The organism is Bacillus sp. JZ39, assembly GCF_053903145.1.
Window position 1 is genome coordinate 926,950 of record NZ_CP096389.1, and the last position, 22,624, is coordinate 949,573.

At 43.9% G+C, this 22,624-nt stretch carries 23 protein-coding genes, 1 tRNA gene, 1 pseudogene and 1 riboswitch; of the genes and pseudogenes, 20 read left to right on the plus strand and 5 right to left on the minus strand.

All coding sequences use genetic code 11. The annotated features are described in order from the left end of the window. Positions 1-20: 20 nt before the first annotated feature. Positions 21-128, plus strand: a riboswitch (TPP riboswitch). A 132-nt stretch (positions 129-260) separates the two neighbouring features. Continuing rightward, positions 261-2,033: a phosphomethylpyrimidine synthase ThiC gene (gene thiC / locus M1D65_RS04800; protein ID WP_017697515.1), complete on the plus strand. Its 1,773-nt coding sequence runs from the start codon at positions 261-263 to the stop codon at positions 2,031-2,033. Positions 2,034-2,070: 37 nt separating this feature from the next. Here the strand turns inward: thiC and M1D65_RS04805 are convergent. Then, positions 2,071-2,241 (minus strand): annotated as a pseudogene (locus tag M1D65_RS04805) (BBE domain-containing protein); the annotation flags it as partial. 312 nt (positions 2,242-2,553) lie between these two features. Here M1D65_RS04805 and senS point away from each other — a divergent pair. Continuing rightward, a complete protein-coding gene (senS, locus tag M1D65_RS04810) occupies positions 2,554-2,751 on the plus strand; it encodes a transcriptional regulator SenS (RefSeq protein ID WP_003245192.1) in 198 nt (65 codons plus the stop codon). Positions 2,752-2,777: 26 nt separating this feature from the next. On the opposite strand, the gene katA is transcribed toward senS, so the two are convergent. Continuing rightward, positions 2,778-4,229: a catalase KatA gene (gene katA, locus M1D65_RS04815; RefSeq protein ID WP_014476225.1), complete on the minus strand. Its 1,452-nt coding sequence runs from the start codon at positions 4,227-4,229 to the stop codon at positions 2,778-2,780. A 406-nt stretch (positions 4,230-4,635) separates the two neighbouring features. On the opposite strand from katA, the gene M1D65_RS04820 reads away from it, so the two are divergent. The 6 genes from M1D65_RS04820 (at position 4,636) to rpsN (ending at position 9,419) form a co-directional block, all read left to right on the plus strand. After that, positions 4,636-5,403 carry an ABC transporter ATP-binding protein gene (locus tag M1D65_RS04820; protein WP_021479704.1) on the plus strand — a complete coding sequence of 256 codons (768 nt, stop codon included), beginning with the start codon at positions 4,636-4,638 and terminating at the stop codon, positions 5,401-5,403. A gap of 17 nt (positions 5,404-5,420) precedes the next feature. Further along, complete coding sequence (locus tag M1D65_RS04825; protein WP_029317518.1) at positions 5,421-6,419, plus strand: aliphatic sulfonate ABC transporter substrate-binding protein; 999 nt, start codon at positions 5,421-5,423, stop codon at positions 6,417-6,419. Continuing rightward, positions 6,416-7,246: an ABC transporter permease gene (locus M1D65_RS04830; RefSeq protein ID WP_010886451.1), complete on the plus strand. Its 831-nt coding sequence runs from the start codon at positions 6,416-6,418 to the stop codon at positions 7,244-7,246. The genes M1D65_RS04825 and M1D65_RS04830 overlap by 4 nt, the downstream gene beginning before the upstream one ends. 21 nt (positions 7,247-7,267) lie before the next feature. Continuing rightward, complete coding sequence (gene ssuD, locus M1D65_RS04835; protein ID WP_049139582.1) at positions 7,268-8,398, plus strand: FMNH2-dependent alkanesulfonate monooxygenase; 1,131 nt, start codon at positions 7,268-7,270, stop codon at positions 8,396-8,398. Positions 8,399-8,501: 103 nt separating this feature from the next. After that, positions 8,502-9,038 carry a hypothetical protein gene (locus M1D65_RS04840; protein ID WP_064671443.1) on the plus strand — a complete coding sequence of 179 codons (537 nt, stop codon included), beginning with the start codon at positions 8,502-8,504 and terminating at the stop codon, positions 9,036-9,038. 111 nt (positions 9,039-9,149) lie between these two features. Further along, on the plus strand, positions 9,150-9,419 hold the full coding sequence (rpsN, locus tag M1D65_RS04845) for a 30S ribosomal protein S14 (RefSeq protein ID WP_003233455.1): 270 nt from the start codon (positions 9,150-9,152) through the stop codon (positions 9,417-9,419). Positions 9,420-9,436: 17 nt separating this feature from the next. Here rpsN and M1D65_RS04850 read toward each other — a convergent pair whose 3' ends face one another. After that, a complete protein-coding gene (locus M1D65_RS04850; protein ID WP_064671166.1) occupies positions 9,437-9,910 on the minus strand; it encodes a hypothetical protein in 474 nt (157 codons plus the stop codon). Between the two features lies 1 nt (position 9,911). Next, positions 9,912-10,112, minus strand: a complete 201-nt coding sequence (locus tag M1D65_RS04855) for a helix-turn-helix transcriptional regulator (protein ID WP_009966860.1) — start codon at positions 10,110-10,112, stop codon at positions 9,912-9,914. Between the two features lie 193 nt (positions 10,113-10,305). Here M1D65_RS04855 and M1D65_RS04860 point away from each other — a divergent pair. Then, positions 10,306-10,379 (plus strand) — tRNA-Gly (locus M1D65_RS04860). A 90-nt stretch (positions 10,380-10,469) separates the two neighbouring features. On the opposite strand, the gene M1D65_RS04865 is transcribed toward M1D65_RS04860, so the two are convergent. Continuing rightward, the gene (locus M1D65_RS04865) at positions 10,470-11,093 is read right to left on the minus strand and encodes a B3/B4 domain-containing protein (RefSeq protein WP_064671167.1); all 624 of its coding nucleotides are present in this window, start codon (positions 11,091-11,093) and stop codon (positions 10,470-10,472) included. 82 nt (positions 11,094-11,175) lie between these two features. Between M1D65_RS04865 and queG the strand changes: the two genes are divergently transcribed. The 11 genes from queG (at position 11,176) to M1D65_RS04920 (ending at position 22,614) form a co-directional block, all read left to right on the plus strand. Then, complete coding sequence (queG, locus tag M1D65_RS04870; RefSeq protein ID WP_029317521.1) at positions 11,176-12,336, plus strand: tRNA epoxyqueuosine(34) reductase QueG; 1,161 nt, start codon at positions 11,176-11,178, stop codon at positions 12,334-12,336. A gap of 66 nt (positions 12,337-12,402) precedes the next feature. Then, complete coding sequence (locus M1D65_RS04875; RefSeq protein WP_015252502.1) at positions 12,403-13,338, plus strand: amidase domain-containing protein; 936 nt, start codon at positions 12,403-12,405, stop codon at positions 13,336-13,338. A 37-nt stretch (positions 13,339-13,375) separates the two neighbouring features. Then, complete coding sequence (gene trmL, locus M1D65_RS04880) at positions 13,376-13,858, plus strand: tRNA (uridine(34)/cytosine(34)/5-carboxymethylaminomethyluridine(34)-2'-O)-methyltransferase TrmL (protein ID WP_010886453.1); 483 nt, start codon at positions 13,376-13,378, stop codon at positions 13,856-13,858. 125 nt (positions 13,859-13,983) lie between these two features. After that, positions 13,984-14,625: a YhbD family protein gene (locus M1D65_RS04885; protein WP_003245603.1), complete on the plus strand. Its 642-nt coding sequence runs from the start codon at positions 13,984-13,986 to the stop codon at positions 14,623-14,625. Continuing rightward, on the plus strand, positions 14,616-15,329 hold the full coding sequence (locus M1D65_RS04890; protein WP_021479697.1) for a bactofilin family protein: 714 nt from the start codon (positions 14,616-14,618) through the stop codon (positions 15,327-15,329). The genes M1D65_RS04885 and M1D65_RS04890 overlap by 10 nt, the downstream gene beginning before the upstream one ends. An 11-nt stretch (positions 15,330-15,340) precedes the next feature. Further along, positions 15,341-16,048 carry a hypothetical protein gene (locus M1D65_RS04895; RefSeq protein WP_032725262.1) on the plus strand — a complete coding sequence of 236 codons (708 nt, stop codon included), beginning with the start codon at positions 15,341-15,343 and terminating at the stop codon, positions 16,046-16,048. A gap of 348 nt (positions 16,049-16,396) precedes the next feature. Beyond that, positions 16,397-18,292, plus strand: a complete 1,896-nt coding sequence (gene prkA, locus M1D65_RS04900) for a serine/threonine protein kinase PrkA (protein ID WP_003239626.1) — start codon at positions 16,397-16,399, stop codon at positions 18,290-18,292. 179 nt (positions 18,293-18,471) lie between these two features. Continuing rightward, entirely contained in the window at positions 18,472-19,650 is a 1,179-nt protein-coding gene (gene yhbH / locus M1D65_RS04905; RefSeq protein ID WP_003233432.1) for a sporulation protein YhbH, read from the plus strand. Between the two features lie 159 nt (positions 19,651-19,809). Beyond that, positions 19,810-20,274 carry a MarR family transcriptional regulator gene (locus tag M1D65_RS04910; protein WP_003233431.1) on the plus strand — a complete coding sequence of 155 codons (465 nt, stop codon included), beginning with the start codon at positions 19,810-19,812 and terminating at the stop codon, positions 20,272-20,274. Positions 20,275-20,309: 35 nt separating this feature from the next. Then, positions 20,310-20,975: an HlyD family efflux transporter periplasmic adaptor subunit gene (locus M1D65_RS04915; RefSeq protein ID WP_014476241.1), complete on the plus strand. Its 666-nt coding sequence runs from the start codon at positions 20,310-20,312 to the stop codon at positions 20,973-20,975. 40 nt (positions 20,976-21,015) lie between these two features. After that, complete coding sequence (locus M1D65_RS04920) at positions 21,016-22,614, plus strand: MFS transporter (RefSeq protein ID WP_003233429.1); 1,599 nt, start codon at positions 21,016-21,018, stop codon at positions 22,612-22,614. The last annotated feature ends 10 nt before the right edge of the window (positions 22,615-22,624 follow it).

Genomic DNA, 22,624 nt, shown 5'->3' on the forward strand with positions numbered 1-22,624 from the left:
GATAAGATGAGTGCGAAATCAATAGTTACTGGGGGTGCCCGCTTTCGGGCTGAGAGAGAAGGTAAGCTTCTTAACCCTTTGGACCTGATCTGGTTCGTACCAGCGTGGGGAAGTAGAGGAATTGTTTTTGTTATTGTCTTGCTGGGCAATAATATGTTTCTTTCTGACTGTAACCGGGTTCATTTATATGAATCCGGTTTTTTGTGCTGGTTATGGGCTTGATTTTGTCCTTTCAAACGTAGAGAGGGGAAGGAAAAGTAATGCAAAACAATTCAGTGCAGCAAGCCAACATTTCCATTATGTCAAGTTTTTCAGGCAGCAAGAAGGTATACGTGGAGGGTTCTTCTTCGGACATCCAAGTGCCGATGAGGGAGATCCTATTGAGTCCGACGACGGGATCGTTCGGCGAAGAGGAAAACGCGCCTGTGCGTGTCTATGATACAAGCGGACCGTATACGGACCCTGAAGTAACCATTAATATTCAAGAAGGATTAAAGCCGCTCCGCCAAAAATGGATCACAGAGCGCGGTGACGTGGAAGAGTATGAAGGTCGGGCTATAAAACCAGAAGATAACGGTTATAAAAAAGCAAATCCAAACGTAAGCTACCCAGGATTAAAGCGGAAACCGCTGAGGGCGAAGGCAGGTCAAAATGTCACACAAATGCACTATGCAAAAAAGGGGATCATTACACCTGAGATGGAATTTATCGCCATTCGTGAGCATGTGTCTCCTGAATTCGTCAGAGACGAGGTAGCCAGCGGCCGGGCGATTATTCCTTCAAACATTAATCACCCTGAAAGTGAGCCAATGATTATCGGCCGGAATTTTCATGTGAAGATTAATGCGAATATCGGGAATTCAGCGGTTACGTCATCCATTGAAGAAGAAGTGGAAAAAATGACGTGGGCCATCCGCTGGGGAGCGGATACGATGATGGATCTCTCTACCGGAAAAGATATTCATACGACGCGTGAATGGATTATCCGCAATTGCCCCGTGCCTGTGGGAACTGTTCCGATTTATCAGGCGCTTGAAAAAGTAAACGGCGTAGCGGAGGATTTAACGTGGGAGATTTATCGTGATACGCTAATCGAGCAGGCAGAGCAGGGAGTGGATTATTTTACGATTCACGCGGGTGTTTTGCTTAGGTATGTACCGCTGACTGCCAAACGGACAACTGGTATTGTGTCACGCGGGGGAGCGATTATGGCGCAGTGGTGTCTGGCTCATCATCAAGAAAGCTTTTTATACACACATTTTGAAGAAATATGTGAGATTATGAAAATGTATGATATTGCTTTCTCACTTGGGGATGGTTTGCGTCCCGGATCAATTGCTGATGCCAATGACGAAGCGCAGTTTGCTGAATTAGAGACGCTTGGAGAGCTGACGCAAATTGCCTGGAAGCATGATGTTCAGGTGATGATTGAGGGTCCTGGACATGTTCCGATGCATAAAATCAAAGAGAACGTCGATAAACAAATGGACATTTGTAAAGAAGCGCCTTTTTACACATTGGGGCCGTTGACAACGGATATTGCGCCGGGATATGACCATATTACTTCAGCGATCGGAGCGGCGATGATCGGTTGGTATGGGACAGCAATGCTTTGTTATGTAACGCCGAAGGAGCATTTGGGGCTGCCAAACCGTGATGATGTTCGTGAAGGAGTCATTACATATAAGATCGCTGCGCACGCTGCGGACCTTGCAAAAGGGCATCCCGGAGCGCAAATCCGGGATGATGCGTTATCGAAAGCCCGTTTTGAATTCCGCTGGCGGGATCAGTTTAATTTATCTCTTGATCCGGAGAGAGCCCTTGAATACCATGATGAAACCCTGCCTGCTGAAGGAGCAAAAACCGCTCACTTTTGTTCCATGTGCGGTCCGAAATTTTGCAGCATGAGAATTTCACAGGATATTCGGGATTATGCGAAGAAAAACGATCTCAGTGAAGCAGAAGCCATAAATAAAGGATTAAAAGAAAAAGCAAAAGAGTTTGTCGATACGGGAAGCAATTTATATCAATAAATAAGATGAAGATGGAGAATGCTCCATCTTCATTTTTTTAGAAAAACAGAGAGCGTCGAAGCGGAGGAATACTCTGTTCAAAGCGGAAAACATTTTCTGGATCATATTTCGTTTTGACACGGCGGAGTCGTTCAACGTTTTCGCCGTAATATGTTCTTGGCCAGTTTCTGATTTTGATATCTGGCCAATTTACGTAGTCTCCCATCGTTTAACTCGAAAGTCCGGATCATCCCGTGTCACGATACGTCCGGTCAATTTTGTCTTTTCCACACACCCACATCTCTTTCTCTCGTATTCTAGTTTCTCTAGCTTATGCGTCAGGGGATAAGAATGTATAAGGAAAAAGCGGGGATGCAATCTGATATAGTATCAATACCCTCAAAAAATAGTTGACAGGTCGGTATTGTATGAATTAACATGGTCAGTACAAATTTTTCAAATTTATCGCGCTGATCGGGACACCGAAGGCTCTTATCTTTTAGATAAGGGCCTTTTTTGTATGAAAAAGGAGGGATTATTGATGGGAGTCAAAAAAGAAAAGGGGAGAAAACGATTCAGGAAGCGAAAAACCTACGGGAATCAGATTTTGCCGCTTGAGCTGCTGATTGAAAAAAACAAACGAGAGATTATAAACAGCGCGGAACTCATGGAAGAAATTTATATGAAGATTGATGAGAAGCATACGCAATGTGTAACTAAATATAAAAAAACCCGCTGACTACAGCGGGTTTTTGCATTTCTACATTAAGCATCTTTTTTAATCGGCAATCCAAGGCCTTCTGCCACGCGTTTTCCGTATTCAGGATCCGCTTTGTAGAAGTGCTCGATTTGGCGCAGCTTGATTTCTTCTTTTTCTACCGGCTTCATAGCATTAACGATATTTTCAACAAGGCGGGTACGTTCATCTTCACTCATTAAACGATACAGATCACCGGCTTGAGTGTAGTGATCGTTGTGATCGTAGCTTACGCTGTCAGCGATACCTTGTACCGGATATGCTGCTTGCTTATCTTCAGGTGACTCTTTCGGACCGCCGAAGCTGTTAGGCTCGTAATACACAGATCCGCCGCCGTTATCATCAAAACGCATTTGCCCATCACGCTGATAATTGTTTACTTTGTTGCGTGCGCGGTTGATTGGCAGCGCTTGATGGTTTGCACCGACACGGTAGCGGTGTGCATCATGATAAGCAAAAAGTCGGCCTTGAAGCATTTTATCAGGAGAAACATCAATACCAGGCACGAGTGTTCCAGGTGAAAATGTCGCTTGTTCTACCTCTGCAAAGTAGTTTTCCGGATTTCTGTCTAGAACCATGCGTCCGACCTCGATTAACGGGTAGTCTTTTTGAGACCAAACTTTTGTGACATCAAACGGATCGAAACGATACGTATTTGCATCTTCTAAAGGCATGATTTGCACATATAGTTTCCATGCAGGATAATCACCGTTTTCGATTGCGTTGAAAAGGTCTTCTGTATGGTAATCAGGGTTTTCACCGGCAATTTTTGCTGCCGTATTGACATCAAGGTTTTTCACGCCTTGTTCTGTTTTAAAGTGATATTTAATCCATACGCCTTCACCTTCGGCATTTGTCCATTTGAATGTATGGCTTCCGAAGCCGTGCATGTGGCGAAGTGTTGCAGGAATTCCGCGGTCAGACATCAGGATTGTCACTTGGTGAAGTGACTCTGGTGAAAGTGACCAGAAATCCCATACAGCCGTAGGGTTTTTTAGATGTGTTTTTGGATCTCTTTTTTGTGTATGGATAAAATCAGGGAACTTAATCGCATCGCGGATAAAGAATACAGGCGTATTGTTGCCGACGATGTCGTAGTTTCCTTCTTCAGTATAAAATTTAACAGCAAATCCGCGCGGATCGCGAACTGTGTCAGCAGAGCCAAGTTCACCGGCAACTGTTGAGAAACGGATGAACAACGGTGTGCGTTTGCCGACTTCAGAAAGGAAAGCGGCTTTCGTGTATTTTGTTACGTCGTTTGTCACTTCAAAATATCCGTGTGCGCCTGCTCCTTTGGCGTGAACAACACGTTCAGGAACACGTTCTCGGTTGAAATGGGCCAATTTTTCGAGTAAATGTACATCTTGAATTAAAGTTGGTCCGCGAGAACCGGCAGTCATTGAGTTTTGATTATCTCCAACCGGAGCGCCCCAGCTAGTTGTCAGTTTATTTGAACTCATGTTATCACCTCTTGGAATTTATAAGAACATAATATCATCTCTAAGTAAAAAGTCAATATTATTTTATAATTATTATAAAATAGTTATCTCTATTAATCGATATCTAGTATCGAAATTGTTGAAAAACCTTGTTGTAACAGCTTTTTATGACACTTAATAATTTTTGGAGAAATAATTTTTCCTTCTCTATTTGCGAAACAAGCAGAGTAAGTGATAAACAAGGATATCAAAAATCGTATTTAAAAAAGAGTTGACATATCGGAATAATTTGAATTAACATGTTATTCAAACAAAAAAACAATTGGGCAGCTGATCGGACCGCCGAAGGCTCTCATCTCTACAAGAACAGAGATGGGGGCCTTTTTGTTTTTTTGAAGGCAGGGTTGGCAGAAAGAGAGGGATAAAAGTGGCTGTGACCATCAGCATCAAAGAAAAGGCATTTGTTCAAGAGGGCCGCAAAAACACGGTCTTAGAGAACATAGAATTATCAATCGCACCAGGCGAATTTCTAACGCTTATCGGACCGAGCGGGTGTGGAAAAAGCACCCTGTTAAAGATTATTGCAGGGCTTGATTCTGAATATGACGGGAGTGTGGAAATTAACGGCCGCAGCGTAACAGCTCCGGGTATTCAGCAAGGATTTATTTTTCAGGAACACCGCCTCTTTCCTTGGCTGACTGTTGAGCAGAATATTGCAGCCGACTTGAATTTGAAGGACCCAAAAGTCAAACAAAAGGTGGATGAACTGATCGAGATTGTCAGATTGAAAGGATCGGAAAAAGCATATCCGCGCGAGCTGTCAGGCGGCATGTCACAAAGAGTAGCCATCGCCCGGGCCCTTCTGCGGGAGCCTGAGGTGCTGCTTTTAGATGAACCGTTTGGTGCACTCGACGCTTTTACAAGAAAACACCTGCAGGACGTGCTGCTGGATATATGGAGGAGGAAAAAAACAACGATGATTCTCGTGACTCATGATATAGATGAATCTGTTTATTTAGGAAATGAGCTTGCGATCCTTAAGGCCAAACCGGGGAAAATCCATAAGCTGATGCCCATTCACCTGGCGTATCCGCGGAACCGGACGACTCCGGATTTCCAAGCGATCAGACAGAGAGTGCTGTCGGAATTCGAGAAAACAGAAGATTTGGAGTACGCAGAAGGATCAGGGATATAGAAAGGGCGGAAGCGGAAATGAAAAAAGGACTCATTGTATTGGTTGCCGTTATTTTTCTGCTCGCAGGCTGTGGAGCAAATGGAGCCAGCGGTGACCACAAACAATTGAAGGAAATTCGTATTGGTATTCAGCAAAGCTTAAGCCCGCTTTTGATCGCAAAAGAAAAAGGCTGGTTCGAAGATGCATTTGAAAAAGAAGGCATCAAAGTGAAATGGGTGGAGTTTCAAAGCGGTCCGCCCCAATTTGAAGGCCTTGCGGCAGACAAACTTGATTTTTCTCAAGTCGGTAATTCGCCTGTGATCGCTGGACAGGCGGCAGGCATTGACTTTAAAGAAATCGGTTTGTCTCAGGACGGCTTGAAAGCAAACGGCATCCTTGTCAATCGAAACAGCGGCATTCAAGACGTTAAGGACTTAAAGGGGAAGAAAATTGCAGTCGCTAAAGGCAGCAGCGGGTTTGATTTTTTGTATAAAGCGCTTGATCAAGTGGGGTTGTCAGCTAATGATGTGACAATTATTCAGCTTCAGCCTGATGAAGCAGCTTCCGCATTTGAAAACGGATCTGTTGATGCCTGGTCCATTTGGGAGCCGTACTTGTCCTTAGAAACAATGAAACACGGAGCAAAAATCCTTGTGAACGGAGAAAGCACAGATTTATATTCACCGGGTTTTACTTTAGTAAGAACAAAGTTTTCAGAAGAGCATCCAGACGAAGTGGTCCGTTTTCTGAAGGTGTTTAATAAAGCCGTTGTATGGCAAAAGGAACATCTGGATGAAGCAGCGGACTTGTATTCTGACATTAAAGATCTCGATAAAAAGGTCGTCGAAAATGTGCTGAAAAATACTGAACCTCTGAATGAGGTCATCAGTGACGACATTGTGAAAGCGCAGCAGGAAACAGCAGATTTTCAATTTCGAACAAAGGCGATAGATAAGAAGATTGATGTGAAGGATGTTGTCGATAACACTTTTATCAAAAAAGCATTAAAGGAACATTCCTCAGGAGGTGATCAATGATGAAAGCAGAGGCTGCGGGCTCGCTGCCCAAAACGAATGCGGAAGCGGTGCGAAAAAAGCCCGGAAGGAAGAGATACGGCTGGATGAAGGGGCTTTTACTGCCCGCTGTCATCATTGCCATCTGGCAGGTCATCGGCGGGCTGGGGGTTGTGTCCGCTACAGTGCTGCCTACACCTGTTACGATTGTTCTGACCTTTAAGGAGCTTATTTTGTCCGGCGAACTGTTCGGCCATCTGCAAATCAGCATTTATCGGGCGGCGCTTGGTTTTTTGCTTGGCGCGGGGCTTGGATTGATGATCGGGATTTTGGCCGGATTTTCCAAACGGACGGAGCTGTATCTTGATCCGTCGTTGCAAATGCTTAGAACCGTACCTCATCTGGCCGTCACGCCGCTGTTTATTTTATGGTTCGGATTTGACGAAGTATCTAAAATTTTGCTGATTGCGCTCGGTGCCTTCTTTCCTGTCTATATCAATACGTTTAACGGCATCCGCGGGGTTGACGCGAAGCTGTTTGAAGTCGCCCGGGTGCTTGAATTTAAATGGCATCAGCAGATATCCAAAGTGATATTGCCGGCAGCCCTGCCCAATATATTGCTAGGCATTCGCTTATCGCTCGGCATTGCATGGCTCGGGCTCGTTGTGGCAGAGCTGATGGGCTCAAGCTCGGGAGTCGGCTATATGATCATGGATGCGAGACAGTTTTCACAAACGAATAAAGTCTTTGCAGGGATTATCATTTTTGCAGTGGTTGGAAAGCTGACGGATTCCTTCGTCAGGCTGCTTGAACGAAAGCTGTTAAAGTGGAGAAACAGCTACGAAGGATAAAAGATATAAGGGGAGATGAATATGGAAATTCTTTGGTTTATACCGACTCATGGAGACGCGAGATATTTAGGATCTGAAAGTGATGGACGGACTGCGGATCATCTTTACTTTAAACAAGTCGCGCAGGCGGCAGACAGGCTGGGATATACAGGAGTTCTTCTGCCGACGGGAAGATCGTGCGAGGACCCGTGGCTTACAGCGTCGGCACTGGCAGGAGAAACAAAGGACTTAAAGTTTTTAGTCGCGGTAAGACCTGGTTTAATGCAGCCTTCTCTGGCAGCCAGAATGACGTCCACCCTAGACCGCATTTCAGACGGCCGGCTGCTGATCAACGTTGTGGCTGGGGGCGATCCGTATGAGCTGGCAGGCGATGGCCTGTTTATCAGCCATGATGAGCGCTATGAAGCAACAGACGAATTTTTAACCGTTTGGCGGAGCCTTTTGCAGGGAGAAACGGTTTCCTATGAAGGAAAGCATATAAAAGTGGAAAACAGCAATCTGCTTTTCCCGCCGCAGCAAGAGCCGCATCCGCCCATCTATTTCGGTGGTTCGTCACAGGCTGGGATTGAAGCTGCCGCAAAGCATACAGACGTGTACTTGACATGGGGTGAGCCGCCTGAACAAGTAAAAGAAAAGATAGAAAGAGTCAAAAAGCAAGCGGCAAAAGAAGGGAGATCCGTTCGATTTGGCATTAGGCTGCATGTCATTGCCCGTGAAACTGAACAAGAGGCATGGGAAGCGGCAGAGCGCTTGATCAGCCACTTGGATGATGACACCATTGCCAAAGCGCAGGCAGCTTTGAGCCGTTACGACTCTTCAGGCCAGCAGCGGATGGCCGTCCTTCATCAAGGCGATCGGACGAAGCTTGAAATCAGCCCGAATCTGTGGGCGGGGATCGGCCTGGTCAGAGGAGGGGCAGGAACAGCTCTTGTCGGTGATCCGCAGACGATTGCCGACCGGATAGCGGAGTACCAGGCACTCGGCATAGAATCGTTTATATTCTCCGGCTATCCGCATTTAGAAGAAGCGTATTATTTTGCAGAGCTTGTATTTCCGCTTTTGCCGTTTGAAAATGATCGGACGAGAAAGCTTCAGAACAAAAGGGGAGAAGCGGTAGGAAACACTTATTTTGTCAAAGAGAAAAATGCATGAGTTTAACTAAAATACAGCCCCCCGAACATGGTATGATATTCAAAAAAAGGGGGCTTTTTTTCTGAAAACATTGAGAAGCGCGGCAGTCATTTGCCTCATAGCTATGCTGTCTGCATGCGGACATTCAAAACAGATGGAAATCAAAGCGGCGGACATATCAGATCTTGAAAAAAACAGAATGGATGTCGCAGCTTCACAGGCATTCACTGCCGAAGCCGTCAATATCGGTGAAGGTATTTCTTCAGCTGACATGTACATCGAACATTATCAAAAGGGAAAGCTTGTTGAGAGGTTTGGACCGGTTCGTGCAGATTATTCAGAGGAAAAACCCGATACCATACAATTTGTTTATTTTGAGAATGAAGAGGGGGAAGGAAAGAATAAACATACCACCCTTCATTTTGGCATTGTGGATAAACAGGGAAATATAGCGGCTGATTCATCGGTGAAACGCGACGATAGCACAACACAGGAAATGACTCAGAATATTTCATCGCCGGAACCGATTACTTTCGAGAAGCCTGCTTTGATCGGCAGCAGTATTAGAGGGACTGACGAGACAATGCACACCTCTGAACATAAAAAAGAGCTCATTAAGCATCAAGATGCGTTACTGTATTATGTGGAATTGCATCATTAGAGTGGGCGGCTTCAAGCCGTCTGTTTTACAAAGCGGTATGCTTGCTTTTTTGAATGGTGCATGATACATTTTAAATCGTAACAATTTCGATTTAAAGGGAGGCTATGTGACTTGGCTAAAAAATCAAAAGTGGCAAAAGAGTTAAAACGCCAACAGCTTGTTGAGCAATACGCTGGTATTAGACGCGAGTTGAAGGAAAAAGGAGATTACGAGGCACTCAGCAAGCTGCCAAGAGATTCAGCACCGGGAAGGCTTCACAACCGCTGCATGGTAACGGGGCGCCCGAGAGCATATATGAGGAAGTTTAAAATGTCCAGAATCGCTTTCAGGGAGCTGGCCCATAAAGGCCAGATTCCCGGTGTGAAAAAAGCAAGCTGGTAAGAAAAAAATCCGGCCGATTACAGCGCGCCGGAGTTTTTTTCGTTTTTCTTGAAAGAGATGACGTAGGAAAGGTGCTGGATGATCATGATGATAAACACAATAATAATAGGGAAAAACGGAATACGCGATTGAAATAGCGGATAAAAAATGAGAAGAACCGCTGCGGCAGGCAGCGAGAAGTAGACAGCGATATATGACGCGCGACATGCTTTTGCCGTCATCATCTGCTCTCTTTCATCCTGCTCTTCAAACTCATCAGGCAGAAGAAGCTGCTTTCTGGCAGGGCGGCTTTTTTTCTGTAAGTACAAATAAACCGCAGACGCCGCAACAAACAGAATAAAGGGGGTGAGGTTTAATTCAAATACCATCCCGCCGCTCTTTGTGCCGAAAAAAGATGCTATGCCTTCTGAGGCTTCAAAGTATGCAATCAGCGTCCAGCATGCAAGGCCAAATAACACAAGGTGAAAAGCTGCTTTTGTTTTCATGCTCATCTTAGTTTTCCTCCTCTAACCAAAAGACATCCTCCATTTTCATGGAGAAGGCTTTGCAGATTTTCAGTGCTAACAGCAGTGAGGGAACATAATCGCCTTTTTCGATAGCAGCCACAGTCTGTCTTGTGACGCCGACCGTTTCTCCGAGTTTTTCCTGAGAATAGCCGAAGCGTGCCCTCAGCTCTTTTACTTTATTTTTCATCATGACGTCTGTCCCCTTCACAATCTCGATTGATTATATTGTATAGTATACTTAACATTATGTAAATGGAACTTAACAACTTTACAAAAAGATAACTTTTTTTCGACAAAATTTTTATATTCCCTTGACGAAAAATAAATAAACATGTAATATAAAAAAAGTCAGAGCGGTACTGTTGCTGACAACCACAAATGCGGGTGTAGTTTAGTGGTAAAACCTCAGCCTTCCAAGCTGATGTCGTGAGTTCGATTCTCATCACCCGCTCCATACATACGTTATTAACGCAGTGTTTCGTTTCTCAGATAAACGAAGTATTGCGTTTTTTTATGTAAAAAAGAACACGGTATTCGTGTTCTTTTACGTAAGCCAATGTACTGTATGGGTGCCGCCGTGAATTTGTTCAAACATTTTCGTTAATGATGATAAGAGGTTAACAGAGCTGCTTTTCTCAATCGATGGCGGGAAAAAAATGATTTGCAGCATATTCTTAGTCTCGTTTGAAACGGGATAGTGGTTGACGCTGTTTTTGAAATCGCCAAAAATACCGTTTTCATCAGAGAAAAGCAATATGTTTTCTTTTTCTCCCAATGAGATCCGGACCGGCTCATGAAGCTTTCCGGCATCATAAATCATAATAGGCAGAGAATATTTTAATGCGAAAAAATCGATTGTGTCATGGGCCGAGTCTTTACTTTCCATGAATTGTTCCTTGGATATCGGGACCAGCATGTCCTCCATTGGGGTTGTTTCTCCCTCAAATGAAGGGTTAAGCTGTTTAAAGAGTTCCTGCCATTCCTTGACGAAGGATTCATCGGATATACCGCCGTCCGCATAGTCGAAAAACAAGGATTCTTGAAACAGGCGGAGTCTGCCTTTCAGCATTTGCGGTGAGGAGCCGACTTCGATATTCTCATAAATGACAGCAGCTGCATGTAAGCCGGCCGCACGTTCAGTAATAACAGAATCAAGTTTGATATTCACTAGCATTCACTCCAGTTACGTGATATCAACCTATTATAAACGCTGTATCGTTTTATCACAAAGAAAGGAGGCTGTGCAAAACATGAACGTTTATCAGCTCAAAGAAGAATTAATTGAATACGCGAAAAGCATTGGCGTGGACAAGATTGGTTTTACGACCGCTGATACTTTTGACAGTTTAAAAGACCGTTTGATTCTTCAAGAATCACTCGGCTATCTCTCCGGCTTTGAAGAGCCGGATATCGAAAAAAGGGTGACGCCGAAGCTTCTTTTGCCGAAAGCGAAATCTATAGTTGCAATTGCTCTCGCATATCCTTCCAGAATGAAGGATGCGCCGAGAAGCACGAGAACTGAGCGCAGGGGCATTTTTTGCAGAGCTTCCTGGGGAAAAGACTATCATGATGTGTTGAGGGAAAAGCTTGATCTGCTGGAGGATTTTCTAAAAAGCAAGCATGAGGATATCAGAACGAAGTCAATGGTTGATACAGGTGAATTGTCTGATCGCGCCGTTGCGGAACGTGCCGGAATTGGATTCAGTGCGAAAAACTGTATGATCACAACACCCGAGTATGGCTCTTATGTGTATTTGGCGGAAATGATCACAAATATCCCTTTTGAGCCTGATGTGCCGATTGAAGATATGTGCGGGTCCTGCACGAAATGCTTGGATGCCTGTCCGACGGGAGCCCTGGTTAATCCCGGGCAGCTTAATGCGCAGCGCTGCATCTCTTTTCTAACCCAGACAAAAGGATTTTTACCTGATGAATTCCGGACAAAAATCGGAAACCGCCTGTACGGGTGCGATACGTGCCAAACGGTATGCCCTCTCAATAAAGGGAAGGATTTTCATCTTCATCCGGAAATGGAGCCTGATCCTGAGATTGCCAAACCGTTATTGAAGCCGCTTTTGACCATCAGCAATCGGGAATTTAAGGAGAAATTCGGGCATGTCTCAGGTTCTTGGCGCGGGAAAAAACCGATTCAGCGAAACGCCATTCTCGCGCTAGCGCATTTTAAGGATGCTTCCGCACTGCCTGAATTGGCGGAACTGATGCATAAGGATCCGCGTCCTGTCATCAGGGGGACAGCCGCATGGGCAATCGGAAAAATCGGAGACCCCGCATACGCGGAAGAGCTTGAAAAAGCGCTGGAAAAAGAGAAGGATGAAGAGGCAAAGCTGGAAATTGAAAAAGGAATTGAGTTGCTAAAAGCTTCAGGCATGACTAAACAAGGCTTGTCCTGACATACGTATAGAGCAGAAGGAAAAAACACTTGAGATCATCCAAGTGTTTTTTCTCTATAAAAAAGTATGGCGGGTGGGGTGAGCTTGAAGCACATTTTAGAACAATTAGCGGAGGAGCGGCTGGGCTTTCTGGTTAACGGGCATGCTATGAGACAGGAGTCTCAAGTCGGAGACCTTAAAGTCATGGAGCGTAAGAAAAAGCTTCTGGAAAAACGTAAAGTTGACATCATAAAAGCGAAAGCAAAGGCCGTGATTAATCATGTGCGGGTTGAGGATGACGGAACGACCTGCCTTTCGTATACCATCCATTACGAATACGTGTGTAAGGAACAAGATGACAGCTTGTATATAGAAGAGCACATAGAGGAGCGAATGGCTTTCCTGTATGATCACATTTTGATTAGTGATCAGGAAATTGCGAAAAAGCCGGCTGGATTTCATGAAGGGACCAGTATTATTGACTATTCTGAAGCTGAAGAGGAAAGAGAAGCGTTTGGCAGGGCTTTTCAATACGATCGTCTCGGCGCTGTCCAATATGCCGAGAAATTTTGGAACAAGCGCAATCCTGCTTATAAAAATTTCAGCGATAACTGTACAAATTTTATTTCTCAGTGTCTTCATGCAGGAGGCGCGCCGATGCGCGGTCATCCGAACAGGGGATCAGGCTGGTGGATGAAACAAAGCTCATGGAGCTACAGCTGGACGGTGGCTCACTCTATGAAAATGTATTTGTCGAATTCAAAGGCCGGACTGCGTGCGGTGCGGGTGAAATCAGCGGAAGAACTGATGCCGGGCGATGTGATTTGCTATGACTTCGAAGGAGACGGCCGGTTTAATCATACAACGATTGTCGTGGCAAAGGACAAAGGCAATATGCCGCTTGTCAACGCCCAGACCTATGACAGCCGGATGAGGTATTGGTCATATGAGGATTCTACGGCATACACGCCGTCAATACGATATGCCTTTTTTCATATCGTTGATGATACGACAAAAGAGTAATTAATGTTATAATGATGGGCGGATAAGAAAAACAGAGGTGAACATTGTGGCATTACATGTCGTTTTATATCAACCAGAAATTCCCGCTAACACAGGGAATATTGCACGTACTTGTGCAGCAACCAATACAACGCTACACCTGATTCGTCCGCTCGGCTTTTCAACGGATGATAAAATGCTGAAGCGTGCCGGACTCGATTATTGGGAGTTTGTTAACGTTGTGTATCATGATTCGTTAGAAGAATTGTTTGAGGCATATAAAAAAGGCAAGTTTTTCTTTATTACAAAATTTGGCCAGCAGCCTCATACATCATTTGATTACACTGATCTTGACGAGGATTATTTCTTCGTGTTCGGAAGAGAAACAAGCGGTTTGCCAAAAGATTTAATTCAAAATAATATGGACCGCTGCCTGCGTCTTCCGATGACAGAGCACGTCAGATCGTTAAATCTGTCCAATACTGCCGCGATTCTTGTTTATGAAGCGCTGCGCCAGCAAAATTACCGTGATTTAAAATAGTGAAAAAACCCGCTCATCGATGATGGGCGGGTTTTTTTGCGGATGTTGAAATGCTTTGTTTCGTTTTTGGGCTTAACAACGTAACAGTGTTATGTTACAATGTACCCATCAAAGGAGCTGGACTTATGGAAGAACAATTAATCTCTAAAAAAGAATTACTTGAAAGAACATCGATTTCATACGGTCAGCTGTATCGATGGAAGCGGAAAAACTTAATACCTGAGGAATGGTTTATTCGTAAATCCACATTTACAGGGCAAGAGACGTTTTTTCCGAGAGAGGAGATTTTAAAACGTATATCAATGATTCAAAAGATGAAAGAAAATTTGTCTTTGGATGAAATGAGGGAAATGCTGTCGCCGAAAATGAAGGATGTCAGCATGACCGCTGATGAATTGCTTCATAAAGGTTTGGTTTCAAGGCCTGCTCTTGAAGCCTATTCAGAAGACGGAGGAAGTCCGGTTTTTTCATCCAGCGATTTGCTTTCGCTGTTTGTGCTTGAGGGCCTGCTGCAGTCTGGAAATGTCAGCCTTGCAGAAGCAAAAATGGCTGCAGAGGTATTAAAGAAGCATGATACTGAAGAGATTGAAAAACAGACGGAGCTGATTGTGCTCCGCAAGCTCGGTGTCACAACTTGTTTTATAGCGGCTGCGGCGGACAGCATTTTGTTTGAATCATCCGTAAAGGTTGTGGAACGGGTAGATTTATTAAAAGCTTCAGAGGAATTAAAAACAACATTTATGCAGGAGGGCCATCAATGGATGTAGTGGAAAAGCTGGTGATAAACGGGTCAGGAAGTTCAAAGGGAGGAACATTTCAATCTGTTGAGATTAATGGCAGCGGGACAGTGGCCGGGGACGTGGAGTGTGACACTTTTTCTTTTAATGGAAACGGAAAAGCCGACGGCAGCGTCAAAGCGAAAGCGGTAACCATCAGCGGTTCAGGAAAGATACATGGAGACGTTGAAGCAGAATCTATCCGGATGAATGGCACTGGTTTTATTCAAGGAGAGGTATCTGCAAAACAATTGAAAATCGCTGGATCATCAACATTTGGCGGCACTGTCAAGGCTGATGGCATTGACATTAGCGGAAAAGCTGTCATGGAAGCAGATTGTGAAACAGAAACCTTTCAATCAGAAGGGAAATGCAAAATCAGCGGGCTTTTAAATGCAGACCAGGTGATCATTAAGCTTTCTGCAGGGGAAAGCTATGTGCGGGAGATCGGCTGCCGCCATCTTCAAGTGACCTGCAGAAAAGGAATGCTGACATTGCTCAGATTGATGCCGCAGCCTGTTCTAACAGCAGAGCTGATCGAAGGTGACGTGATTGAATTGACAAATACAAAGGCGAAAACCGTGCGCGGAAATAAAGTGGTCATCGGCCCGGATTGCCAGATTGAAACCGTCGAATACAGTGGGGACTATACCTGTGATCCAAGCGCGTCGGTTGAAACATCCACAAAGTTGTAAGGAGGATCGTAATGGAGACAACAAAACTGGGAAATTTAAAATTATATGGCGCTGGGCATGCCGCAGGAGGCGCGTATCATAATGTCAGCATCAAAGGAGAAGGTGTAGTTGGAGAAGGGCTGTCTGCTGTAGGCTGCCGCATATACGGAACGGGCCTTTTTCTCGGAAAAGCAGAGACTGAGCGGCTGCGTGTGCTCGGAGAAAGTGAATGTAAAGGCGATCTGACAGCCGGCAAAATCAATATATATGGGACAATGAAAGTCAGCGGCTCACTTCAATTTGATCGATTCAATCTGAAAGGCCAGACTGAAATTGGCGGGAATATGACTGGAGAATCCTGCGATGTGAAAGGGAAGCTTAGCGTAATAGGTGATTGTGAAACAGAAATGTTCCATGTCACAGGCTGTGTTGATGTATCGGGGTTATTAAATTCGGGTGAGATCAAGCTGAGATTGAGCCATGATATAAGCCATGTGCAGGAAATCGGCGGAACAACAATTACAGTGAAAAGACGCGCGAGTTTTTTTAGCCGGAAGAAAGGGAAGCTGATCGCCGATGTCATAGAAGGAGATCGGGTTTATTTGGAGAATACCGAAGCGGCAGTTGTCAGGGGAAAAGAAGTGATCATCGGGCCGGGATGCAGCATCGGAACGATTGAGTACGAAAACAAATGTGAGTGCGATCCGCATTCACAGATCAAAGAAAAAACAAAACTGTAAAACATTGTTCTGTTATACAAAAAGGTGCTCTTTCAGGAGCACCCTTTTTTATTCTTTTCCAGGCTTGCTATCGTATCCTGCGGTAAAAATTGATACTAAAAAAGTGACAATGACACCCATCATGATGATTGTTTTCACCGTCTCTCCCCCTCTTCAATTTTTCCGTGCTGTCCGAGTCTGGATGATTCTGTATTTTTCTTTATTATGAACGGTCGCAGTCTGCCTTGTCAACGATGTATAAGTATCTTTATTTTTAAGAAACCAAAGCATGTATCACGAGATGGCGGCATAGATTGTATCAAAGTACCTTATTTGCATAGTGTATCAAACATGATAGAGGAGGTCCTTATGGATATATTAAAGAAAATTGAACAGTACAGAGAGGAAGAGCAGCGGCTGAAATGGGAAGGAACTTTCGCCGATTATTTGGAGATTATTAAAGAAAATCCGATGGTCGCGCAATCTGCTCATTCTCGAGTTTTTAATATGATAAAAGACAGCGGGATAGAGGAGATTGACGGACGCAAGAAGTACAGTTTTTTTGACCGCGAGCTGTTCGGGCTTGAAGAATCTCTGGAGCGTCTTGTGGAAGAGTATTTTCATCCGGCTGCCAAACGTCTAGATGTCAGAAAGCGGATTCTATTGCTGATGGGGCCTGTGAGCGGCGGTAAATCCACGCTGGTCACGATGCTTAAAAAAGGTCTCGAAGCGTACACGCTGACAGATAATGGCGCTGTATATGCGATTAAAGGCTGCCCGATGCACGAGGACCCTCTACATTTAATCCCCCATCATTTACGCGATGACTTTTACAGGGAATACGGCATTAGAATAGAAGGAAGTCTTTCTCCTTTAAATGTCATGAGGCTGGAGGAAGAGTACGGAGGAAGAATTGAGGATGTGAAGGTGGAGCGCATCTTCTTTTCAGAAGATAAGCGTACGGGAATTGGAACATTCAGTCCCTCTGATCCGAAATCTCAGGATATTGCCGATTTGACGGGGAGTATTGATTTCTCAACAATCGCCGAGTACGGTTCAGAATCGGATCCGCGCGCTTACCGGTTTGACGGAGAGCTGAATAAAGCGAACCGCGGGATGATGGAGTTTCAGGAGATGCTGAAATGTGATGAGAAATTTCTCTGGCATTTGCTTTCCTTGACACAGGAAGGGAATTTTAAAGCTGGGCGGTTTGCGTTAATTTCTGCTGATGAGCTGATCGTGGCTCACACGAATGAAACGGAGTATCGCTCATTTATTTCTAATAAAAAGAATGAAGCCCTGCACTCAAGAATCATTGTGATGCCGGTTCCTTATAATTTAAAAGTGTCTGAGGAAGAGAGAATTTATGAAAAAATGATCGCAGAAAGCGATGTGGCGGATGTTCATATTGCCCCGCATACGTTGAAGGTCGCCGCGATGTTCTCAATCCTTACCCGGTTAAAAGAGCCGAAGCGGTCGGATATTGATCTGGTCAAGAAAATGAGACTGTATGATGGAGAAAGTGTGGAAGGATATAATTCTGTCGACGTTGAGGATATGAAAAAAGAATATAATGATGAAGGTATGAGCGGCATTGATCCGCGGTACGTGATCAACCGGATTTCTTCAACGATTATCAGAAAAAATATGGAATCGATTAATTCTCTCGATGTCCTTCGTTCCTTAAAAGAAGGTCTTGATCAGCACCCATCAATTTCAAGCGAGGACAGAGAGCGGTATTTGAATTTTATTTCTGCCGCTCGCAAGGAATATGACGACATTGCGAAAAAGGAAGTTCAAAAAGCGTTTGTGTATTCGTATGAAGAATCAGCAAAAACACTTATGGACAATTACCTCGATAACGTAGAGGCTTATTGCAATAAAAATAAGCTTCGTGATCCTTTGACAGGAGAGGAAATGAACCCTGACGAAAAGCTGATGAGATCCATCGAAGAGCAGATCGGCATTTCGGAAAACGCCAAAAAAGCGTTCCGCGAAGAAATTTTAATCCGCATCTCGGCCTATGCGAGAAAAGGCAAGCGGTTTGATTACAATTCCCATGAAAGACTGCGTGAAGCTATTCAGAAAAAGCTGTTTGCTGATCTGAAGGATGTCGTTAAAATTACGACCTCAACAAAAACGCCGGATGAGCAGCAGCTGAAAAAGGTAAATGAAGTCGTGGCCCGTTTAATTGATGAGCACGGCTACAACTCGACGAGCGCCAATGAGCTGCTGAAATATGTCGGCAGCCTGCTGAACCGATAAGCAACGTGACCCGTCCGAATAGGGCGGGTTATTTTGTCCCATTTTCTAAATAGTTTGTCAATTAAACGTGCATATGTGCATATGATGAATATAAATCTTTTCAAAAGACTTGTTTCATAATCTGGCACAAGCCGGAATACGTATGTATCACGACCACAAATGGTTAAGGAGGGGAATTCATGTCCCAAAATGACAGCGGCCATTTTTTGATTTCTGAGGAAAACTGGTCCCTCCATCGCAAAGGCTTCGATGACCAGCAGCGCCACCAGAAAAAAGTGCAGGAAGCGATCAAAAACAATCTTCCGGACCTCGTAACTGAGGAAAGCATTATTATGTCTAATGGAAAAGATGTAGTGAAGATCCCAATCCGTTCACTTGATGAGTATAAAATCCGTTATAACTATGATAAAAATAAACATGTAGGGCAAGGAGACGGCGAGAGCCAGGTTGGAGATGTTGTGGCCCGGGATGGATCAGACAAAAAACAAGGGCCTGGAAAAGGGCAGGGTGCCGGTGATCAGGCAGGCGAGGATTATTATGAAGCGGAAGTTTCATTAATGGATTTAGAAGAAGCGCTTTTTAAAGAATTAGAGCTTCCGAATCTCCAGCAAAAAGAGCGGGACAATATCATTCATACAGATATCGAGTTTAATGATATCCGTAAAACAGGGTTAACCGGTAATATTGATAAGAAAAGAACGATGATGTCAGCCTTTAAACGAAACGCAATGTCAGGAAAACCGTCGTTCTACCCAATTTATCCGGAGGACCTGAAATATAAGACGTGGAATGACATCACAAAGCCCGAATCAAAAGCCGTCGTTTTAGCCATGATGGATACAAGCGGCAGTATGGGGGTTTGGGAAAAATACATGGCCAGAAGCTTCTTTTTCTGGATGACCCGTTTTTTGCGGACAAAATACGAGACTGTGGAAATTGAATTTATTGCCCATCATACAGAAGCAAGAGTGGTCTCGGAGGAGGATTTTTTCTCAAAGGGAGAAAGCGGCGGAACAATTTGTTCTTCCGTATATCGGAAGTCGCTTGAGCTTATTGATGAAAAGTATAATCCCGCCCGCTATAACATCTACCCGTTTCATTTTTCTGACGGTGACAACCTGACATCTGATAACGCGCGCTGTGTGAAACTGGTCAATGATATTATGAAGAAGGCCAATCTATTCTGTTACGGCGAGGTCAATCAGTACAACAGGCATTCAACGTTAATGTCTGCATATAAAAATGTAAAAGATGAGAAATTTAAGTACTATATTTTAAAACAGAAATCTGATGTTTTTCAGGCTCTAAAGAACTTTTTCAGAAATGAAGAGTCTGGTGTAAGCCATCAATTTTCGTAATGAAAAGCCCATTTCAGGGCTTTTTTTTATTTAATAAAAGCAAGAAAACGCTTGCGAAAAAAATACGGGAGAAAAAGAAATTTTTCCTTTGACAAATCTTCTTTCATTTATTAATATTTTATCTTGTGAACTATTATTGAGGAATGAGGTGAAAAGGAGTTGACTGAATCAGAACGTGCTTTGCTCACTTTTGAACAGCTCTTCGATACGTCTCGGGCGATATATAAAAAACAGAAGAAGATATTGGAGATTGTGCTTGAGCCTTTTGATATTACAGTCCTTCAATATTTGCTGATGTTTAAAATTCATCAAAGCGGAAGCACCCCGCTAAGCAAGCTGGCAATGTCGCTTGATCTTAAGCCTGCTTCTGTGACGCGGATGACAGATATTCTGTATAAGCGCCAATTGATGAATCGATATGACAGTCCGGATGACCGCCGTATCGTCATGATTCAGTTAACCGAAGAGGGGGAAGAACTGATAGAAAAAGCCGCTGTGCAATATGCAAAAATGGGTGCCGGCTTGTACCAAAAGCTTGATACCTCCCAGCTGCAGTATTTGCGCAAACTAGCCGGAAGCTTAACGAAGCTTGCTGAAGGCTGTTCAGAAAAAAGCGGTAATTAAAAACTTCTCACATATTTTCACCAGCTTTCCGCAAAATGATAGAGGATGAAACGAAAGGAGAAAACAAAATGAACAGAGGACGTTTAATTCTGACCAACATTATCGGTTTGATTGTTGTTCTTGCAATTATAGCTGGAGGTGCTTACTACTATTATCAAAGCACAAACTACGTAAAAACAGATGAAGCAAAAGTAGCGGGCGATATGGCTGCTATTACTGCTCCAGCAGCAGGTAAAGTATCTGACTGGGATCTGGACGAAGGAAAAACAGTGAAAAAAGGCGACACAGTTGCAAAAATCAAAGGCGAACAAACTGTTGACGTAAAATCCATTATGGATGGAACAATTGTGAAAAACGAAGTGAAAAACGGACAAACCGTACAAGCTGGTACAACAATTGCACAAACGATTGACATGGACAACCTATACATCACAGCAAATATTAAAGAAACAGATATTGCGGATATTGAAGTAGGAAATAGTGTAGACGTAGTAGTTGACGGAGATCCTGATACTACATTTGACGGTACTGTAGAAGAAATTGGTTATGCGACTAACTCAACTTTTGATATGCTTCCTTCTACAAATTCAAGCGGAAACTACACAAAAGTAACACAAAAAATTCCTGTGAAAATTTCAATCAAAAACCCATCTGATAAGGTGCTTCCTGGAATGAATGCATCTGTTAAAATTTCTGAGTAAAACAGATCAGTCATCAAACCATGAAAGGAGGTTGTCTTAGATGGCTACAGGCAAAGAAAAAAATGCAAAAAACCCTATGTCATTGCTGATTGTGCTAATGGCGGGTTTATTTTTGGCAATTCTAAACCAAACACTGCTTAATGTTGCAATGCCGCACTTAATGACTGAATTTGGCGTAAGTGCAACGACGATTCAGTGGCTGACAACAGGTTACATGCTTGTTAACGGTGTATTGATTCCGTTATCTGCTTTCCTGATTACACGATTTGGCCAGCGGAGTCTCTTTCTCGTCGCGATGTTTTGTTTTACGCTCGGTACGTTAGTCTGCGGTATCGCACCTAACTTCTCTACAATGCTGATCGGCCGTTTGATTCAGGCCGTGGGCGGAGGTATCTTGCAGCCGCTCGTTATGACAACCATTCTGTTAATTTTCCCGCCTGAAAGCAGGGGGAAAGGAATGGGGATTTTCGGGCTAGCGATGATGTTTGCTCCAGCGGTCGGCCCGACTCTTTCCGGGTGGATTATTGAGCATTATACATGGCGCATTATGTTTTACGGACTTGTGCCGATCGGCGCAATTGTTATCATTGTGGCTTTCTTCATCTTTAAAAATATGGTGGAGCCGCAAAAAATCAAACTCGATACTCTTGGCGCAATCCTCTCGATTGTCGGATTCGCCTCCTTATTATACGGAGTCAGTGAAGCCGGGTCTGACGGCTGGACCGACCCGATTGTATTGTCTACAGTTATTATCGGAGCCATTGCAATTGTTGCTTTTGTTGTTCAGCAATTGCGTCATGATGATCCGATGCTTGATTTCAGAGTGTTTAAATATGACATTTTCTCACTCTCGAGTGTCATTAATATCATTATTACAGTGGCACTTTACACTGGTATGTTCCTTTTACCGATCTATCTGCAAAACCTGGTCGGCTTTACGGCGCTTCAATCCGGTCTGCTTCTGCTTCCGGGTGCGATCGTTATGCTGATTATGTCACCGATCTCAGGTATTTTGTTCGATAAATTCGGACCGAGACCGCTTGCGATTATCGGGCTTCTCGTGACAGTGGTAACAACATATCAATACACGCAATTGACAATTGATACACCATATACACACATCATGCTGATCTATTCAATTCGTGCATTTGGTATGTCTCTCTTAATGATGCCAGTCATGACAGCCGGGATGAACCAGCTTCCTGCCCGTCTGAACAGCCACGGAACGGCGATGAGCAACACGCTTCGCCAAATCAGCGGATCAATCGGAACAAGTTTAATTACGACGATTTATACAAACCGGACGACATTCCATTATTCACAAATTGCAGATAAAACAAGCACGGCGGACCCGAACTTCCTCCATGCGTTCCAAAATGCAGTTTCGAATTTAATGGTGAATATGAATGTGTCTTATGATACGGCGAAAACATATGTGTACTCACATATTTATAAACACGCGTCACTCGATTCCAATGTCATGGGGATAAATGATGCCTTTATGTGGGCAACCTTATTCTGTGTAGCAGGTTTGATTTTAAGTATCTTCCTGCGTGACGTCAGAAAAGATAAATTGCGTAAGAAGAAAAAAGAGGAGCTTTCATTACTTCCTGCTCCAAAAGAAGCTAAGGAATCTTAATCTGTACAGG

Excerpts from the sequence above, each read along its gene's own strand:
- thiC (WP_017697515.1), top strand. The coding sequence starts at position 261 with ATGCAAAACAATTCAGTGCAGCAAGCCAACATTTCCATTATGTCAAGT.
- senS (WP_003245192.1), top strand. The coding sequence starts at position 2,554 with ATGGGAGTCAAAAAAGAAAAGGGGAGAAAACGATTCAGGAAGCGAAAA.
- katA (WP_014476225.1), bottom strand. The coding sequence starts at position 4,229 with ATGAGTTCAAATAAACTGACAACTAGCTGGGGCGCTCCGGTTGGAGAT.
- M1D65_RS04825 (WP_029317518.1), top strand. The coding sequence starts at position 5,421 with ATGAAAAAAGGACTCATTGTATTGGTTGCCGTTATTTTTCTGCTCGCA.
- M1D65_RS04830 (WP_010886451.1), top strand. The coding sequence starts at position 6,416 with ATGATGAAAGCAGAGGCTGCGGGCTCGCTGCCCAAAACGAATGCGGAA.
- ssuD (WP_049139582.1), top strand. The coding sequence starts at position 7,268 with ATGGAAATTCTTTGGTTTATACCGACTCATGGAGACGCGAGATATTTA.
- M1D65_RS04840 (WP_064671443.1), top strand. The coding sequence starts at position 8,502 with ATGCTGTCTGCATGCGGACATTCAAAACAGATGGAAATCAAAGCGGCG.
- M1D65_RS04850 (WP_064671166.1), bottom strand. The coding sequence starts at position 9,910 with ATGAGCATGAAAACAAAAGCAGCTTTTCACCTTGTGTTATTTGGCCTT.
- M1D65_RS04855 (WP_009966860.1), bottom strand. The coding sequence starts at position 10,112 with ATGAAAAATAAAGTAAAAGAGCTGAGGGCACGCTTCGGCTATTCTCAG.
- queG (WP_029317521.1), top strand. The coding sequence starts at position 11,176 with ATGAACGTTTATCAGCTCAAAGAAGAATTAATTGAATACGCGAAAAGC.
- M1D65_RS04875 (WP_015252502.1), top strand. The coding sequence starts at position 12,403 with ATGGCGGGTGGGGTGAGCTTGAAGCACATTTTAGAACAATTAGCGGAG.
- M1D65_RS04885 (WP_003245603.1), top strand. The coding sequence starts at position 13,984 with ATGGAAGAACAATTAATCTCTAAAAAAGAATTACTTGAAAGAACATCG.
- M1D65_RS04890 (WP_021479697.1), top strand. The coding sequence starts at position 14,616 with ATGGATGTAGTGGAAAAGCTGGTGATAAACGGGTCAGGAAGTTCAAAG.
- M1D65_RS04895 (WP_032725262.1), top strand. The coding sequence starts at position 15,341 with ATGGAGACAACAAAACTGGGAAATTTAAAATTATATGGCGCTGGGCAT.
- prkA (WP_003239626.1), top strand. The coding sequence starts at position 16,397 with ATGGATATATTAAAGAAAATTGAACAGTACAGAGAGGAAGAGCAGCGG.
- yhbH (WP_003233432.1), top strand. The coding sequence starts at position 18,472 with ATGTCCCAAAATGACAGCGGCCATTTTTTGATTTCTGAGGAAAACTGG.
- M1D65_RS04915 (WP_014476241.1), top strand. The coding sequence starts at position 20,310 with ATGATAGAGGATGAAACGAAAGGAGAAAACAAAATGAACAGAGGACGT.
- M1D65_RS04920 (WP_003233429.1), top strand. The coding sequence starts at position 21,016 with ATGGCTACAGGCAAAGAAAAAAATGCAAAAAACCCTATGTCATTGCTG.